Origin of the sequence: Paraburkholderia terrae, from assembly GCF_002902925.1 — a bacterium.
Classification (GTDB): Bacteria; Pseudomonadota; Gammaproteobacteria; order Burkholderiales; family Burkholderiaceae; genus Paraburkholderia; species Paraburkholderia terrae.
Genome location: NZ_CP026111.1, coordinates 2,109,253 through 2,126,225 on the forward strand (window position 1 = coordinate 2,109,253; position 16,973 = coordinate 2,126,225).

The following is a 16,973-nucleotide window of genomic DNA, read 5'->3' on the forward strand; positions in this document are numbered from 1 at the left end:
ACCGTTTAGCGGATTGCGCGAATCAAGTCTTGCTTGGAAGGACCTAAAACTTGCACTCGCGGGAGCATATCACATAACCCATAGTTGACATAGGACAGGTCCCAACTGGAAAGCCCGTGGTACGGGGCTTTGCGGCAAGTTTTATGCTTGCGCAACAGTGTTTGCGGCACTGCAGAAGAATACTTTAGGCGCTTATAGGAAGCTCTGCAGCGAAACGCGCAACGCCAATGCAAAAAGCCGCCCGAGGGCGGCTTTTCACTTGAGGCTTTCGCGAGACTTCGCGCGATCAGTCGACGGCTGCTTCGCGGCTTGCGCGGCGGCGCTCGTGTTCCTTCAGATGACGCTTGCGCAGACGGATGCTTTGCGGCGTCACTTCGACGAGTTCGTCTTCGTCGATGAATTCGACCGCGTATTCCAGCGACATCTGAATCGCCGGCACGAGACGCACGGCTTCGTCAGTGCCCGACGCACGCACGTTGGTCAGCTGCTTGCCCTTGATCGGGTTCACGACGAGGTCGTTGTCACGGCTGTGAATGCCGATGATCATGCCTTCGTACAGCGCATCGCCCGGCTTCACGAACATGCGGCCGCGATCCTGCAGCTTCCACAGCGCGTAGGCGACAGCCGCGCCGTCGTCCTGCGAGATCAGCACGCCGTTGCGGCGCTCGCCGAGCGAGCCGTCCTTGACGGGCGCGTATTCGTCGAACACGTGGCTCATCAGGCCCGTGCCGCGCGTAAGCGTCAGGAATTCGCCCTGGAAACCGATCAGGCCACGCGCCGGAATGCGGTACTCGAGGCGCGTACGGCCACGGCCGTCCGACGCCATGTCAAGCATTTCGCCCTTGCGGCGGCCCAGTTCTTCCATCACGCCGCCCTGGTGCGAGTCTTCGAGGTCGACCGTCAGCAGTTCATACGGCTCGTGCTTCACACCGTCGACTTCATGCAGCACCACGCGCGGACGCGACACGGCCATCTCGTAGCCTTCGCGGCGCATGTTTTCGATCAGGATGGTCAGGTGCAACTCGCCACGGCCCGACACTTCGAACACAGTTTCGTCGCCGGTGTCTTTCACGCGCAGCGCGACGTTGTGGTTCAGTTCCTTCATCAGACGATCGCGGATCTGGCGGCTCGTGACGAACTTGCCTTCCTTGCCTGCGAGCGGCGACGAATTCACGAGGAAGTTCATCGTCAGCGTGGGTTCGTCGACGGTGATCATCGGCAGCGCTTCGGGCGCTTCCGGCGCGCAGATCGTCGCGCCGATGCCGACTTCTTCGATGCCGTTGATCAGCACGATGTCACCGGCTTCGGCTTCAGCGACCTGCACGCGCTCCAGGCCTTCGAACGACAGCACCTGGTTGATCTTGCGGTTCAGGATTTCGCCTTCCGGGCCGAAACGGATCACAACCTGCTGACCCGGCTTGATACGGCCGCGCGTGATACGGCCCACACCGATACGGCCAACGTACGTCGAGTAATCCAGCGACGTGATCTGCAGTTGCAGGGGACCGTCCGGATCAGCCGGGCGAACCGGCACGTGTTCGAGAATCGCTTCGAACAGCGGGCGCATCGTGCCTTCGCGCACGCTCGGGTCCAGGTCGGCATAACCGTTCAGGCCCGACGCGTAGACGATCGGGAAGTCAAGCTGGTCTTCGGATGCGCCGAGCTTGTCGAACAGGTCGAACGTCTGGTTGATCACCCAGTCGATACGCGCGCCCGGACGGTCGATCTTGTTGATCACGACGATCGGCTTCAGACCCAGCGCGAGCGCCTTTTTCGTCACGAAGCGGGTTTGCGGCATCGGGCCTTCGACGGCGTCGACGAGCAGCAGCACGGAATCGACCATCGACAGCACGCGCTCCACTTCACCGCCGAAGTCGGCGTGGCCCGGGGTGTCGACGATGTTGATGTGCGTGCCTTCGTATTCGACGGCGCAGTTCTTGGCGAGAATGGTGATGCCACGCTCTTTTTCGATGTCGTTCGAATCCATCACGCGTTCAGCGATCTGCTGGTTTTCGCGGAAGGTGCCGGATTGGCGGAGCAGCTGGTCGACGAGCGTAGTTTTGCCGTGGTCGACGTGAGCGATGATGGCGATGTTGCGAAGAGCGCGGGACATAGGAACCTGGAGACGCGGGATACGAGTGGAGTGCGCCACCTGCCCAGCCACCTTCGCCAAGCCCAAAGCGCACTTTTGGGAACCAATAAGTATAGCACGGACGAGTGACGCTTTTCTGGTATTCCCTGATACCGGACTCCACAGTCTCAATAAAGCGACACGCAACACGCCGCGCGCAGCCGCCGCGCACTCTCCTCTGACGCGAGAAAGATCCTTGCCTAAGCTGTAATAACGCTTGCCGCGTCAATTATTCGTCACTACAATCCTGCATAGTCAACCATTGCATTCGCACGAGAATCATGACCGAACCGTCCCACACGCCATCGCCCGAGGTCAGCGAATACCAGCTGGGCGAGAGCGTCGGCTATCTGATTTCCCGCGTGAAGTCGACCATGTCGAACCTCGTGACGCAGCGCACGATGGCCGAACTCGGCATCACCAGCCAGCAGGCCAGCGTGCTGTTCATGGTTGCCAGCGGCAAATGCGTGCTCGCCGCCGAACTCGCGCGGGAATACGGCATCGACGCCAGCGCCGTCACGCGGCTGATCGATCGCCTCGAAAAACGCGGCCTGCTGACGCGGGTGCGCAGCGCTGAAGACCGGCGCGCGGTGCGCCTTGCGCTGACGGCCGAAGGTCACGCAATCGCCGCGCGCATGCCGGCTGTCTTCACCAGCGTGACCGAGAAGCTGCTATCTGGCTTTTCGCCTGAGGAAACGGGATTCCTCAAGAGTCTTCTGAGACGCGTGCTTGCGAACAGCTGCGAAGTGTTCAGCGAAACCCGTGACTCGGCAAGCAATACCGATAACAAATCGTAAGAAATTAGTTGCATCGTCCATTATAGAAAAATGCCATTACACGCAAAGAGTCGAGCGATGAAATTCCTTTCTAGGCCCGCGCCCGCTTCGGCGGGACGTGCGGCCATCGCCGCGGCCGTGGCGGCGTTTGCCCTCGCCGGCTGCGCGAACTATTTCGATCTGAAGAACGACAACAAGATTGCGTCGACCTCGCAGTTCGAAGCGTCGCAAAGCCTGCCCGCCGAAGGCGGCCAGTGGCCGGCGCTCGACTGGGCCGGCCAGTTCGGCGACCCGCAGCTGCCGAAGCTGATCGCGGAAGCGCTCGAAGGCAATCCGTCGATCGCGCAGGCGCAGGCGCGCATCGCGAAGGCTTCGTCCTATATCGAATCGTCGAAGTCCGCGCTGTATCCGAAGGTCGAAGGCAGCTATTCGTGGACCCGCGAGCTGTATTCCGCCAATGCGCTGTTCCCGCCGCCCTACGGTGGGACCTGGTACAGCGAAAACAATGTGCTCGCCAGCGCTTCCTGGGATCTCGACCTGTGGGGTAAGAACCGCCAGCGGCTCGGCCAGGCCGTGTCGCAGGAAAAAGCCGCCGAAGCAGACATGCAGCAGGCCCGCGTGACGCTCGCCGCGTCGGTTGCGCGGACGTACAACTCGCTCGCGCAGTTGTATGCGCTGCGCGACATCGCCGAGCGCGAGATTAAGAATCGTCAGACGATCGGCGTCATCGCGAACGACCGCGTGAAAGCCGGCCTCGACACGAACGTCGAGCGTCAGACGGCCAACGGCAACATCGCGACGAGCCAATCGAACCTGACGGAACTCGACGGCCAGATCACGACCACGCGCTACGAACTCGGCGCGCTGCTCGGCAAAGGGCCGGACCGCGGCCTGCAGATCGCCAAGCCAACGTTCAATCCAGGCGGCGCCGTCACGCTGCCCGACAACGTGCCCGCCGATCTCATCTCGCGCCGCCCGGACATCGTCGCCGCGCGCTGGCAGGTCGAAGCCGCGATGCACGACGTGAAGGAAGCGAAGGCCGAGTTCTTCCCGGACGTGAACCTCGCTGCCGGCTTCGGTTTCGATGCGTTCGGCTGGGGCAAATTCCTGACCTCGTCGAGCCGCCAGATCCAGTTCGGCCCAGCAATCCATCTGCCCATCTTCGACGCCGGCGCGCTGCGCTCGCAACTGAAGGGCCGCTACGCCGACTTCGACCTCGACATCGCTAACTACAACCAGACGCTCATCAACGCGCTCTCGGACGTCGCCACGCAGATTTCGTCGATCCGCTCGCTGGACCACCAGCAAGGCGACGCGCAGCGCGCGCTCGACGCATCGACGAAAGCGTACGACCTCGCCGTGATCCGCTATAAGGCCGGGCTCTCGCCGCAGTTGCAGGTGTTGACGGCCGACCAGAACCGCCTTTCCGCCGAACAGACGGTGACGAACCTGAAGATGCGCCGCCGCGATCTGCAGATCGCGCTGATCAAGGCGCTCGGCGGCGGTTTCGACGCGACGCAGACGGGCCTCATCGTGCCGACGGATGCGCCCGCTTCGTCGGTCTCGGCGGCCCACGCGGCCAACTGAGCTCACAGCAAAGCAAGCACACGCACACCCGATTGCGATCCGAATAAACGATACAGACTGACAGAATCCGGAGCATATCCATGAGCACGCCCCAACAACCCGCGAACGCGCAGCCGGCCAGCAACGGCAAACGCAAGCGCATGATGACGCTGCTCGTCATCGTGATCCTGATTGCCGCGATCGCGTACGGCCTCTACTACTTCCTCGTCGCGCGCTTCCACGAAGAGACCGACGACGCGTACGTGAACGGCAACGTCGTACAGATCACGCCGCAAGTGACGGGCACCGTCATCGCCGTGAACGCGGACGACACGCAGACCGTCAAGGTCGGCGAACCGCTCGTCGTGCTCGATCCCGCGGACTCGCGCATCGCGCTGCAATCGGCGGAAGCGAATCTCGGCCAGGTCGTGCGTCAGGTGCGCGGCCTCTACGCCGACGACAGCCAGTACCAGGCGCAGGTCGCCGTGCGCCAGTCGGACCTCTCGCGCGCGCAGGACGATTTGAAGCGCCGCATGCAGGTCGCGCAAACGGGCGCCGTGTCGCAGGAAGAAATCTCGCACGCACGCGATGCCGTCAAGAGCGCGCAAGCCGCGCTCGACGCGTCGCAGCAGCAACTCGCGTCCAACCGCGCGCTAACGGCGAACACGACGATCGCGAGCCACCCGAACGTGCAGGCCGCGGCCGCCAAGGTCCGCGACGCGTATCTGAACAACGCGCGCAACACGCTGCCCGCGCCCGTCACGGGCTATGTCGCGAAGCGCTCGGTGCAGGTCGGCCAGCGCGTCGCGCCGGGTAATCCGCTGATGGCGATCGTGCCGCTGAACGCCGTCTGGGTCGACGCGAACTTCAAGGAAGTGCAACTCAAGCACATGCGCATCGGCCAGCCCGTCGAACTGACGGCGGACGTGTACGGCTCGTCGGTCAAGTATCAAGGCAAGGTGGTCGGATTCTCGGCGGGTACGGGCTCGGCGTTCTCGCTGCTGCCCGCGCAGAACGCGACGGGCAACTGGATCAAGGTCGTGCAGCGTCTGCCCGTGCGTATCGCGCTCGATCCGCAGGAACTGGAGAAGCATCCGCTGCGCATCGGCCTGTCGATGCAGGTCGAGGTGAGCATCAAGGACGACACGGGTGGCGAGCTCGGCAGCGCGGTGAACACGGTGTATCAGACCAACGTGTTCGAAAAGTACGGCGATCAGGCCGACGCGGAAATCGCCCGCATCATCACTGAAAACGCCGGCCCGAATGCAGGCCAGCCGCAGAAGGCGACGACGGGCTCGAAGGCTGCGGCCAAGCTGATGTAAGCGGTACGCATCTGCCACGCATCTGCATCAGACAAGGTTCGAACAATAGATGGCTCAGTCTCAAGCGCAAGTCCCTCACCCGCCGCTCGAGGGCGCGCAACTGGTGATCGGCACCATCGCGGTGTCGCTCGCCGTTTTCATGAACGTGCTGGACACGTCGATCGCGAACGTGTCGATTCCGTCGATCTCAGGCGACCTCGGCGTGTCGTCCGACCAGGGCACGTGGGTGATCACGTCGTTCGCGGTCGCCAATGCGATCTCCGTGCCGCTCACGGGGTGGCTTACCGACCGGATCGGCCAGGTGCGCCTGTTCATGGCGTCGATCGTGCTGTTCGTGATCTCGTCGTGGATGTGCGGGCTCTCGCCGAATCTGCCGTTCCTGCTCGCATCGCGCGTGCTGCAGGGCGCCGTGGCCGGTCCGATGATTCCGCTGTCGCAAACGCTGCTGCTCGCGAGCTATCCACGTGCGAAAGCGCCGATGGCGCTATCCATGTGGGCGATGACGACATTGATCGCGCCCGTCGCCGGTCCCATTCTGGGCGGCTGGATCTCGGACAACATCTCGTGGCCGTGGATTTTCTACGTGAACATCCCGGTCGGGATCATCGCCGCGCTCGCCACATGGGCGATCTTCCGCAACCGCGATTCCGTCATCAAGAAAGCACCGATCGATATGGTCGGTCTCGTGCTGCTGATCACGTGGGTCGGCTCGTTGCAGGTGATGCTCGACAAGGGCAAGGATCTCGACTGGTTTTCATCGACGACAGTCGTGGTGCTCGCGCTGACGGCCGTGATCGCGCTGGCGTTCTTTATCGTGTGGGAGCTGACGGACAAGCATCCTGTCGTCGACCTGTCGCTGTTCAAGCTGCGCAATTTCACGGGCGGCACGGTGGCGCTCGCGATCGGCTATGGACTGTACTTCGGCAATCTCGTGCTGCTGCCGTTGTGGCTGCAGACCGACATCGGCTACACGGCGACGGACGCGGGTCTCGTGATGGCGCCTGTCGGCGTGTTCGCGATCATTCTTTCGCCGCTGACGGGCAAGATTCTGCCGCGCACCGATCCGCGCTATATCTCGACGGCGTCGTTTCTGGTGTTCGCGCTGTGTTTCTGGATGCGCTCGCGCTATACGACGGGCGTCGATACCTATTCGCTGATGCTGCCGACGTTGATCCAGGGGATCGGTATGGCGGGCTTCTTCATTCCGCTCGTGTCGATCACGCTGTCGGGGTTGCCGGGGAACCGGATTCCGGCGGCGTCGGGGTTGTCGAACTTTGTGCGGATCATGTGTGGTGGGATCGGCACGTCGATCTTCGAGACGGCCTGGGATCATCGATCGATTCTGCATCATGCGCAGTTGACCGAGCATGCGAATGCGTATAACCCGGTGTTCAATCAATCGGTTACGCAGATGAGTGGGCTCGGGCTGAATCAGTCGCAGGCGTATGGGCTCGTCAATTCGATGACGACGCAGCAGGCGGCGCAGCTTGGGGTGAATGATCTGTTTTATATTTCGGCGGGGATTTTTGTTGCGCTGATTGCGTTGATCTGGGTGACCAAGCCTGAGCGTGCGGGTGGTGGGGATTCGGCTGCCGCGGCATCGGCGGCGCATTGAACATGTGCTTTTGATTTGCCCTTCGGGCGGTTGGTTTGGTTTTGTTTGTTTTGCTTTTCGCTGGTATCCGCGGGTTGGCTTCGTGGCACGGCCGGTTTGGTTGTTCTAGCCTTTTCGCTGGCATCCGCGATTTGTTTTGCCTGCTTCACGCGTCGCCCCTGTGCGGGGCGGCACCTACTTTTCTTTGCCGCCGCAAAGAAAAGTAGGCAAAAGAAAGCGGCTAACACCGCCAGCACGTGTTCTTATCCACGGGCCCTCAACGTCCCCACGCTTCACATGACAGTGCCCTAGTCGGTGCTCGTTGCAAACGCTTCGAATGAACGCCTCACCCACTTCAAACACCCGCACAAGGGCTAGCGGAAGCGAATGGTTTGCGCCGCCCAGGTGGCAAACTGTGTGTAGGGTGTCGCGTCGTATAGCTTGGCGCTCTTACATGGAGGCGCACGCTATCGGTGCGAAGTGAGGCGCGCGAGGCACTACGGCCTACACACAGTTTTCCACCTGGGCGGCGGTGGACTATCTGGCACGGCATACAGCAGTGCGGGAGCGTGAAGCGGGTGAGGCGCACCGCAAGAGCGTTGGCAACGAACATGGGTCACGTGATTGCCGTGTGAAGCGTAAGACCCTGTGGGGGCCCTCAGGCAAGAACTAGAACTGGCGGTGTGAGCCGCTTTCTTTTGCCTACTTTTCTTTGCGGCGGCAAAGAAAAGTAGGTGCCGCCCCGCACAGGGGCAACGCATGCGAACCAGAGACAAAACGCGGATGCCAGCGCAAGGGCTAGAACAACCAAACCAGCCGTACCACAAAGCCAAACCGCGGATACCAGCGAAAGGCAAAACCAAAACCAAACCGCGAAAGCAAAAACCTAACTCACGATTAACCGCTCAGGCGCCAACACCCCCTCACCCACTCTCGCGACCCCGAGCAACTTCCCCTCACTTGCATAAACCCGCGTACGAGTAGCGAGAAGAACACTCTCATCAACAGCAAGATCAGCAAGCCGTAACCGCTGACCATGCAGAAAACGACGAGTCGCTTCAGCATCGAGCTGAACCGAAGGAAACGTCGACAGCAACGCATCAACAGGCTGAAGCCACGCATCGCGCTCGTCCGGCAGCGCATCCGACAACGCATCCAGCGTCACCGAATTAGCAAGCGTCAACGCGCCGACACCCGTGCGCCGCAGCATCACAAGATGCGCACCACAGCCGAGCGCCTCGCCGATATCCTCGGCCAGCGTACGGACATACGTCCCCTTACTACACGTCACGCGAAACGTCACATCCGGCAACGCACACGCGAGAAGTTCGAGCGCATGAATCGTCACCTGGCGCCCTTCGCGCTCGACAGTCTGCCCAGCACGCGCATACTCGTACAACGGCTTACCGTCGCGCTTGAGCGCCGAATACATCGGTGGCACCTGAACGATCTCGCCGCGAAATTGCGCGAGGGCCCTTTCAACAGCGCCCTGATCGCACGTAACGTCGCGCGTTTCGATAGCTTCGCCTTCGGCATCGCCCGTCGCCGTGCGGATGCCGAGCCGCATCGTGGCTTCGTACGTTTTGTCCGCTTCCAGCAAATCCTGCGAAAACTTCGTCGCTTCACCAAAACAGAGCGGCAGAAGACCTGACGCGAGCGGATCGAGCGTGCCCGTGTGGCCCGCCTTCTTCGCGAGATACAGACGCTTTGCGCGAATCAGCGCGTCGTTGCTCGACAGACCCACCGGCTTGTCGAGCAGCAGCACGCCATCCAGCGCTCGGCGCGGCACCTTGGGACGTTGATTCTGAGTCATATGTGCGCTTGCCTCGACCTGCGATCAGTCGTCTTTCGCGCGCGAAGCATTCGCCTCGTCGATCAGGCGTGACATCTCAACCGCGCGCTCGATCGTCTTGTCGTAGTGGAAATGCAGCGTCGGCACCGTGTGAATATGCAGGCGCTTGAACAGCAGATTGTGCAAATGGCCCGCGGCGTGATTGAGCGCGTCCTGCGTCTGATGCGGATCGCCCGTCAGCGTCGTGAAATAGACCTTCGCGTGGGCGTAGTCAGGCGTCAATTCGACGCTCTGAAATGTGACCATTCCGATGCGCGGGTCTTTGACCTCGCGGATCAGATCGGACAGGTCGCGTTGAATCTGATCAGCGATCTGCACATTGCGATTGGGAGAAGTACGTTTCTTAGGCATGGTGAATCCGTGATCCGTGCTGCCGGATGGCAAGATGTTCGTCGCGCATTCGGCGGCAGCGAGCCACAGACAAGTCGAACGCAAACGCGGCAAACACGACAAAAAAAGTCGATACAAAAACAAAGGGGCGGGACCGGGCTTCAGCGCCCCGCCCCGCCCCTCATGCGCTTGACGCCTGAATTACAGCGTACGCGCGACTTCCGTGACTTCGAAGACTTCGAACTGATCGCCTTCCTGGACGTCGTTGAAGTTCTTCACCGACATACCGCATTCGAAGCCCTGGCGCACTTCCTTGACATCGTCCTTGAAGCGCTTGAGCGAATCGAGCTCGCCCGTGTGGATCACAACGTTGTTGCGCAACACGCGCACCGACGACGATCGCTTGACCACACCGTCCGTGACCATACAGCCTGCCACCGTGCCGACCTTCGGCACCTTGAAGACCTGACGGACTTCGACCATGCCGGTGACGACTTCGCGCTTCTCCGGCGCCAGCATGCCCGACATCGCCGCTTTCACCTCATCCACTGCGTCATAGATGATGTTGTAGTAACGGATGTCGATACCGTTGGTTTCCGCCAGCTTGCGCGCCTGCGCATCCGCACGCGTGTTGAAGCCGATGATGACCGCCTTCGACGCCGTCGCCAGGTTGACGTCCGACTCGCTGATGCCGCCAACCGCGCTATGCACGATCTGCACGCGCACTTCGTCGTTCGACAGCTTGAGCAGCGACTGCACCAGTGCTTCCTGCGAGCCTTGCACGTCGGCCTTGACGATAAGCGGCAGGTATTGCACTTCGCCTTCGCCCATCTGCTCGAGCATGTTTTCGAGCTTCGCGGCCTGCTGCTTCGCCAGCTTCACGTCGCGGAACTTGCCCTGACGGAACAGTGCAACTTCGCGCGCCTTGCGGTCGTCCGGCATGACGATGACTTCTTCGCCCGCAGCCGGTACTTCCGACAGACCCTGGATTTCGACCGGGATCGACGGACCTGCCGCCTTGGTCGGCTTGCCGGTTTCGTCGAGCATGGCACGCACGCGGCCGTAGGCGCTGCCTGCCAGCACGACGTCACCGCGGTTCAGCGTACCCGACTGGACGAGGATCGTTGCAACCGGACCCTTACCCTTGTCGAGCTTCGCTTCGATCACGAGGCCCTTGGCCGGTGCTTCGACAGGTGCCTTCAGTTCCAGCACTTCCGCCTGCAGCAGCACGTTTTCGAGCAGATCGTCAATGCCCGCACCCGTCTTGGCCGATACCGACACGAACGGCGAATCGCCGCCGTATTCTTCCGGCACCACGCCTTCCGCGACAAGTTCCTGCTTCACGCGGTCCGGATTCGCGTCCGGCTTGTCGATCTTGTTGATCGCGACGACGAGCGGTACGCCGCCTGCCTTCGCGTGCGAGATCGCTTCCTTCGTCTGCGGCATCACGCCGTCATCCGCTGCGACGACCAGAATCACGATGTCGGTTGCCTTCGCACCGCGCGCACGCATTGCCGTGAACGCTTCGTGACCCGGCGTATCGAGGAACGTGATGACGCCGCGCGGCGTTTCGACGTGATACGCGCCGATGTGCTGCGTAATGCCGCCCGCTTCGCCCGCCGCAACCTTCGCGCGACGGATGTAGTCGAGCAGCGAGGTCTTGCCGTGGTCGACGTGACCCATCACCGTGACAACGGGAGGACGCGGCAGCAGCGGCGCATCGGAGATCTCGCCTTCGACCAGCATCGCTTCCGGATCGTCCAGCTTTGCCGCGACGGCATGGTGGCCCAGTTCTTCGACGACGATCATCGCCGTTTCCTGGTCCAGCATCTGGTTGATCGTGACCATCTGGCCAAGCTTCATCATCACCTTGATGACTTCCGAAGCCTTCACCGACATCTTGTGCGCAAGGTCGGCCACCGTAACGGTTTCCGGGACATGCACTTCACGCACGATCGGCTCGGTCGGCGCCTGGAAGGTCGTGGCTTCCTGATGCTTGCCACGGCCCTTCGGACCACCACGCCAGCCGCGATCGACGCCGCCGCTCGAGTCGCCGCGCGTCTTGATGCCACGGCGCTTCGCTGCGTCGTCCTGCCAGCCGCCCTTGCCGCCCGCCTTCTTCTTGTCGCCGCCGGGACCTGCCGGCTGCGTAGTCGCTGCCGGTTGTGCCGTAGTAGTCGTGGGCTTCTTCGCAGCCGGACGCGCCGACGTTTCGCCAGCCGGACGCGCCGGCTTGTGCAGCGTGCCCTTCGCTTCGGCCGGCTTGGCTGGCTCGACGGGCTTCGGTGCCGGTTCCGGCGCCTTCACCTGCGCCTTGCGCGGCGTGTTCATCATTTCGCGGATCGCGCGCGCTTCGGCTTCCGCCTTGGCGCGGCGCTTCGCGATTTCTTCCTGTTCGAGGCGCGTCTTCTCGGCCTGTTCGCGTGCCGCGTCTTCAGCCTTCTTCGCCGCTTCACGCTGCGCTGCGCGCTCGGCCGCCGCGCGCTCTTCATCCTGCGAAGACGCACGTTCCTGCTCGGCCTGCTCGCGAGCCGCCGCTTCGGCCACCGCCGCTGCGCGCTTCTTCGCCGCTTCCTCTTCGGCGCGGCGACGCTCCGCCTCGGCCGCCTGTTCGCGTGCCTGACGCTCGGATTCTTCAGCCGCGAGACGGTCCTGGCGCTCCTTCAGCTCTTGAGCCTGCTTCTCGAGCAGTTCGGCCTCGTGACGCGCTTCTTCCTCGCGACGCTGCAGTTCCAGATCTTCCGCTTCGACCACATTGTTCGATGCTTCCGCGCCTTGCTCGACGGCTTCGTCACGGCGGACGAAAGTGCGCTTCTTGCGCACCTCGACCTGAATGGTACGAGCTTTACCCGTCGCGTCGGACTGCTTGATCTCCGACGTATGCCGCTTGGTCAGCGTGATCTTGCGCTTGTCGGCATCGTTCGAGCCGTGTGACTTGCGCAAGTGGTCAAGCAGACGCGCCTTGTCCGTTTCGGACAAGGCATCGTCCTCACTCGCTTTCTGAACACCCGCTGCGTGCAGCTGCTCGAGCAGCACGCCTGCAGGCATTTTCAGTTCCGCGGCAAATTGGGCTACGTTGTTACTCGCCATTCATTCCTCTTAATGCAAGGATCAGTTCCTTGCGGTTAGCATCGGGTCATGCAGCCTTACGGCCGCGATCAGGTCAGTGGTTCATGGTCTTGGATCTCATTGAAACCAGTGTTCACGGGCCTTCATAATCAACGCCTTGGCGGCGTCTTCATTCATGCCGGTCATCTCGACCAGCTCGTCGACAGCCAGTTCCGCCAGCTCGTCGCGCGTCTGGATCTGGTGTTCAGCCAGCTTCGCAAGCAGCTCGGCATCCATTCCGTCGAGGCTCTTCAGGTCGAGCGCAACGCCTTCGACCTTCTCCTCGTTCGCAATCGCCATCGTCAACAGTGCGTCACGCGCGCGGTTACGCAGCTCGTGAACCGTGTCTTCGTCGAACGCTTCGATTTCGAGCATCTCGTTGAGCGGCACGTAAGCGATCTCTTCGAGACTCGTGAAACCTTCGTCGATCAGGATGTCGGCAACTTCTTCGTCGACATCGAGACGCGCCATGAACAGGTCGCGCAGTACGCTGCGTTCTTGGTTCTGCTTTTGCGCAGACTCGTCCGGCGTCATGATATTGATCTGCCAGCCGGTCAGTTCGCTGGCAAGACGCACGTTCTGGCCGCTGCGGCCGATAGCGACGGCCAGTTCGTTTTCGTCGACGACGACGTCCATCGAATGCTTTTCTTCATCGACGACGATCGACTGGACGGCTGCCGGCGCGAGCGCGCCGATCACAAACTGGGCGGGATCTTCCGACCATAGCACGATGTCGACGTTTTCGCCACCGAGCTCGTTGCGCACAGCCTGCACGCGCGAGCCGCGAATGCCGACGCAGGTGCCGATGGGATCGATGCGCTTGTCGTACGCGACCACGCCGATCTTGGCGCGAACGCCCGGATCACGTGCGGCCGCCTTGATTTCCAGCAGGCCCTGCTCGATTTCCGGCACTTCCATTTCGAAGAGCTTCATCAGGAATTCGGGCGCCGTACGCGACAGTTCGATCTGCGGACCGCGCGCGGTGCGATCGACCTTGCCGATGTACGCACGGACGCGGTCGCCGACGCGCAGGTTTTCCTTCGGAATCAGCTGGTCGCGGCGCAGCAGCGCTTCGACACGGCCCGATTCAACGATGAAGTTGCCCTTGTCGAGACGCTTGACGGTGCCCGTCATGATGCTTTCGCCGCGCTCGAGGAAGTCGTTCAGGATCTGCTCGCGTTCCGCGTCGCGCACCTTTTGCAGGATCACCTGCTTGGCAGCCTGCGCACCGATACGGCCGAACTCGATGGACGGAACGGGTTCTTCCAGGAAGTCGTCGATCTCCGCGTCGGCCTTCTGCTCGCGCGCTTCGAACAGCAGGATTTCCTGATCCGGTTCCTGCAGCCCTGCTTCGTCGGGCACGACTTTCCAGCGACGGAACGTCTCGTGCTCGCCGCTTTCACGGTCGATATGAACGCGGATGTCCGCGTCTTCGTCGAAGAGTTTCTTGGATGCAGACGCGAGCGCTGCCTCGAGCGCGGCAAACACCACGTCCTTGTCGACATTTTTTTCGCGTGCCAGCGCATCCACCAGCATCAACACTTCGCGACTCATTGTTTGCGGCTCCTAAAGTCAACTTTCGGAACGAGGCGTGCCTTGTCGATATCCGCGAGCGTGAAATCCAGCATCGCGGCGCCTTCCTTCCCTTCAAATTCCAGACCGATCGTTTCGCCTTCGGGCGCATGCAGGATGCCCCGGTACGATTTCCGTCCGTCCAATGGCTTTTTCAATGTGATGACCACTTCGCTGCCCGCGAAGCGTTCGAAGTCCGCCAGTTTTTTCAGCGGACGGTCGAGACCCGGCGACGATACTTCAAGACGCTCGTAATCGATGTTTTCGACCGTCAGTACGTGCTGGAGCTGACGGGTAACTTTTTCGCAGTCTTCGATCCCGATGCCGGCGGGCTGGTCGATATAAACGCACAGCATGCCGCGCCCGGTGCGCTCGAGATCGACGAGCTCGTAGCCGAGGCCCACGACCGTGGTTTCAATCAGTTCCGTCAGTTGCACAGTGCCCTCTAAGATGTTCGCGCTGCAAGCCTTCGCGATACACCCGCGAGCTGCGCGCCAAGCCGGCGCACGTTCGTGCTACCCGAGATGCCGATCCACATAAACTAAGCGGCAAAAAAAAATGGGCGAAACGCCCATCATCTTATTGCCGGTGGTCGCACCTGAGCCGCACATGAAAATGAAACCGCACGCCCAGTGACTTCGTGATTGTAGCCATTTTTCACGATGAACGCAAACCGCCGACCGGCCACTGACGCCCATTTGCGGCTGATTCCGCCGTAATCAAGGCGCGAAACGGGGTGTTTTACGGCATTTCGTGCGGATGGCCTCGCGCGCCGCAAACCATCGAAGCGGCACGAGCACGGTTGGCCTAACGCAAACCGGGGCGCGAACGCCCCGGTAATTCAATCATGCAGCGCGACGGGCAGATCAAGACTACCCGCAACGATGACGCCGATCAGCGTCCGCGCGAACGGTTGCGCGGCGCGCCGCCGGTGCGATTTCCGCCGCCGGAGTTCGGACTGCCGCCTGTGCGATTGCCGCCGTTGCTCGAACGGTTGCCACCCGGCGCGCCGTTCGGCGTGCGGCCACCGCCGCTGCCACCGCGCTTCGGATTGGCGCCCGCGGCCGCGCGGTTGCCCGAAGGCGCGCGATTGCCGTCGACTTCGCCGCGACCAGGACGGCCCCGTCCTTCGCCGCGATTGGGGTTCGCATTGCCGAAGCCGCCGCCCGCACCCGAATTCAACGCGCCGAATGCGCCCGGGCCCTTCGCGCCGCGCCGGTTCTGGCCGCCGCCGCGTGGCTGCTGCTGGTCGAAACGTCCATGCGACATCAGCACCGGCTCGCGGTTGATGAAACCCATCGACGTCTGCATCGGATCAGGCTGACGACGCTCCGGCTCGCCGCGGCGTCCGCCCTTCTCTTCAGCCGGCGCCTTCAGACCCACCGACGCCAGCAGGCTGCGCACCTGATTGTCCTCGAGTTCTTCCCAACGCCCGCGCTTCAAACCGCGCGGCAGCGTGATCGGACCGTGACGCGTGCGGATCAGCCGGCTCACCATCAGGCCGACGGCTTCGAACATCCGTCGCACTTCGCGGTTGCGCCCTTCAGCGAGCGCGACGTGATACCAGTGATTCGTACCCTCGCCGCCGCCGTCGCGAATACGCAGGAAGTTCGCCGGACCGTCTTCCAGTTCGACGCCGTGCAACAGCTTTTGCCGGTTGCCTTCCGCCAGTTCGCCGACCACGCGCACCGCGTATTCACGCTCGACGCTGTAACGCGGATGCATGAAGCGGTTCGCCAGATCGCCCGACGTGGTCAGCATCAGCAGGCCTTCCGTGTTGAAGTCGAGGCGGCCGACTGCCAGCCACTTCGCGGTCTTCATCGGCGGCAGCTTGTCGAATACCGACGGACGGCCTTCCGGGTCAGCGTGGCTGACGATTTCGCCCGTCGGCTTGTGATACAGCAGCACGCGCGGCGGCTTGTTTTGCAGCTTGCGCTTGACGGGCTTGCCGTTGATGCGCACCAGATCGGTCGGCATGATGCGCTGGCCGATGTGCGCCGGCTCGCCGTTGACCGACACGCGGCCCGCGACGATCAGCTCTTCCATCTCGCGGCGCGAGCCCATGCCCGCCTCGGCGAGCACCTTGTGCAGCTTCGGCGCGTCGTCGTCCGGCGACAGCACGCGCTTGGGCGCGGCAGGCCGGCCACGGCGCAGCATCGGTGCGCGCACGCCGCCTGTTCCGGAGCTGTCGGCATCGAAGGCCGGCGACGTCACCCAGGCGAACAGATCGTCCTGCTTGTCGCCTTCGGCAGCTGCCACGGGCGCCACGTCACCCGCATCGCCGCCACGGCTCTTGCGTTGATTGCCTTGATTACCTTGCCGCGGGCCTTGCTGGCCGCCCTGGCCTTGTCCCTTGCCGCCCGCGCGACGGCCGCCCTGGCCTTGTCCCTTGGCGGCCGCGTCCTTGCGTGGCATCCGCACTTGCGCGACCACTTCGCCGTCAGGCGGGGCTTCCGTCACGACGGGCGCCGGTTGCGCGGTAGCGTCGGCCGCCTTCGCCTTCGTCCCCGCGCGACGGCGCGCGATCAGGCTGCGCGGACCGCGGCGCAAGCCGCGGCGCGGACGCTCGTCGCCTTCGGCGTCCGGCGCGTGCGCATTCCGCTCGCTGTCGCCCGCCGACGTTTGCGCTGTGCGCGTTTCGTCGGGGCGCGCAGCAGCGAAGGCGCGCTCGGATTCGGACGAATCGGTGTCGTGGATGTCTGTCAAAACAACCTCAAAATGT

Annotated in this window: 11 protein-coding genes; 4 read left to right on the plus strand and 7 right to left on the minus strand. The window is 62.5% G+C overall.

Annotation, left to right across the window (positions count from 1 at the left end):
* Positions 1-286 precede the first annotated feature (286 nt).
* A complete protein-coding gene (gene typA / locus C2L65_RS09355; RefSeq protein ID WP_042315030.1) occupies positions 287-2,113 on the minus strand; it encodes a translational GTPase TypA in 1,827 nt (608 codons plus the stop codon).
* 299 nt (positions 2,114-2,412) lie between these two features.
* On the opposite strand from typA, the gene C2L65_RS09360 reads away from it, so the two are divergent.
* From C2L65_RS09360 to C2L65_RS09375, 4 genes are all read left to right on the plus strand, one after another.
* Positions 2,413-2,928 carry a MarR family winged helix-turn-helix transcriptional regulator gene (locus C2L65_RS09360; protein WP_007587418.1) on the plus strand — a complete coding sequence of 172 codons (516 nt, stop codon included), beginning with the start codon at positions 2,413-2,415 and terminating at the stop codon, positions 2,926-2,928.
* Positions 2,929-2,985: 57 nt separating this feature from the next.
* The gene (locus tag C2L65_RS09365) at positions 2,986-4,494 is read left to right on the plus strand and encodes an efflux transporter outer membrane subunit (protein WP_042315032.1); all 1,509 of its coding nucleotides are present in this window, start codon (positions 2,986-2,988) and stop codon (positions 4,492-4,494) included.
* Between the two features lie 80 nt (positions 4,495-4,574).
* On the plus strand, positions 4,575-5,795 hold the full coding sequence (locus C2L65_RS09370) for an EmrA/EmrK family multidrug efflux transporter periplasmic adaptor subunit (RefSeq protein ID WP_042315034.1): 1,221 nt from the start codon (positions 4,575-4,577) through the stop codon (positions 5,793-5,795).
* 49 nt (positions 5,796-5,844) lie between these two features.
* Positions 5,845-7,410 carry a DHA2 family efflux MFS transporter permease subunit gene (locus C2L65_RS09375; protein ID WP_042315036.1) on the plus strand — a complete coding sequence of 522 codons (1,566 nt, stop codon included), beginning with the start codon at positions 5,845-5,847 and terminating at the stop codon, positions 7,408-7,410.
* Positions 7,411-8,275: 865 nt separating this feature from the next.
* Here the strand turns inward: C2L65_RS09375 and truB are convergent.
* From truB to rluB, 6 genes are all read right to left on the minus strand, one after another.
* Positions 8,276-9,202, minus strand: a complete 927-nt coding sequence (truB, locus tag C2L65_RS09380) for a tRNA pseudouridine(55) synthase TruB (RefSeq protein ID WP_042308506.1) — start codon at positions 9,200-9,202, stop codon at positions 8,276-8,278.
* 24 nt (positions 9,203-9,226) lie between these two features.
* Positions 9,227-9,592 carry a 30S ribosome-binding factor RbfA gene (gene rbfA / locus C2L65_RS09385; protein WP_007588526.1) on the minus strand — a complete coding sequence of 122 codons (366 nt, stop codon included), beginning with the start codon at positions 9,590-9,592 and terminating at the stop codon, positions 9,227-9,229.
* A gap of 180 nt (positions 9,593-9,772) precedes the next feature.
* On the minus strand, positions 9,773-12,661 hold the full coding sequence (infB, locus tag C2L65_RS09390; protein ID WP_042308504.1) for a translation initiation factor IF-2: 2,889 nt from the start codon (positions 12,659-12,661) through the stop codon (positions 9,773-9,775).
* Between the two features lie 96 nt (positions 12,662-12,757).
* Complete coding sequence (gene nusA / locus C2L65_RS09395) at positions 12,758-14,233, minus strand: transcription termination factor NusA (protein ID WP_007588524.1); 1,476 nt, start codon at positions 14,231-14,233, stop codon at positions 12,758-12,760.
* Complete coding sequence (gene rimP, locus C2L65_RS09400) at positions 14,230-14,688, minus strand: ribosome maturation factor RimP (protein WP_007588523.1); 459 nt, start codon at positions 14,686-14,688, stop codon at positions 14,230-14,232. Before rimP ends, nusA begins: the two co-directional genes overlap by 4 nt.
* A gap of 457 nt (positions 14,689-15,145) precedes the next feature.
* Positions 15,146-16,957, minus strand: a complete 1,812-nt coding sequence (rluB, locus tag C2L65_RS09405) for a 23S rRNA pseudouridine(2605) synthase RluB (RefSeq protein WP_042308502.1) — start codon at positions 16,955-16,957, stop codon at positions 15,146-15,148.
* Positions 16,958-16,973: the final 16 nt, after the last annotated feature.

Bases quoted from the DNA above. Each gene is read 5' to 3' on its own strand.
- typA (WP_042315030.1), bottom strand. From the start codon at position 2,113: ATGTCCCGCGCTCTTCGCAACATCGCCATCATCGCTCACGTCGACCAC.
- C2L65_RS09360 (WP_007587418.1), top strand. From the start codon at position 2,413: ATGACCGAACCGTCCCACACGCCATCGCCCGAGGTCAGCGAATACCAG.
- C2L65_RS09365 (WP_042315032.1), top strand. From the start codon at position 2,986: ATGAAATTCCTTTCTAGGCCCGCGCCCGCTTCGGCGGGACGTGCGGCC.
- C2L65_RS09370 (WP_042315034.1), top strand. From the start codon at position 4,575: ATGAGCACGCCCCAACAACCCGCGAACGCGCAGCCGGCCAGCAACGGC.
- C2L65_RS09375 (WP_042315036.1), top strand. From the start codon at position 5,845: ATGGCTCAGTCTCAAGCGCAAGTCCCTCACCCGCCGCTCGAGGGCGCG.
- truB (WP_042308506.1), bottom strand. From the start codon at position 9,202: ATGACTCAGAATCAACGTCCCAAGGTGCCGCGCCGAGCGCTGGATGGC.
- rbfA (WP_007588526.1), bottom strand. From the start codon at position 9,592: ATGCCTAAGAAACGTACTTCTCCCAATCGCAATGTGCAGATCGCTGAT.
- infB (WP_042308504.1), bottom strand. From the start codon at position 12,661: ATGGCGAGTAACAACGTAGCCCAATTTGCCGCGGAACTGAAAATGCCT.
- nusA (WP_007588524.1), bottom strand. From the start codon at position 14,233: ATGAGTCGCGAAGTGTTGATGCTGGTGGATGCGCTGGCACGCGAAAAA.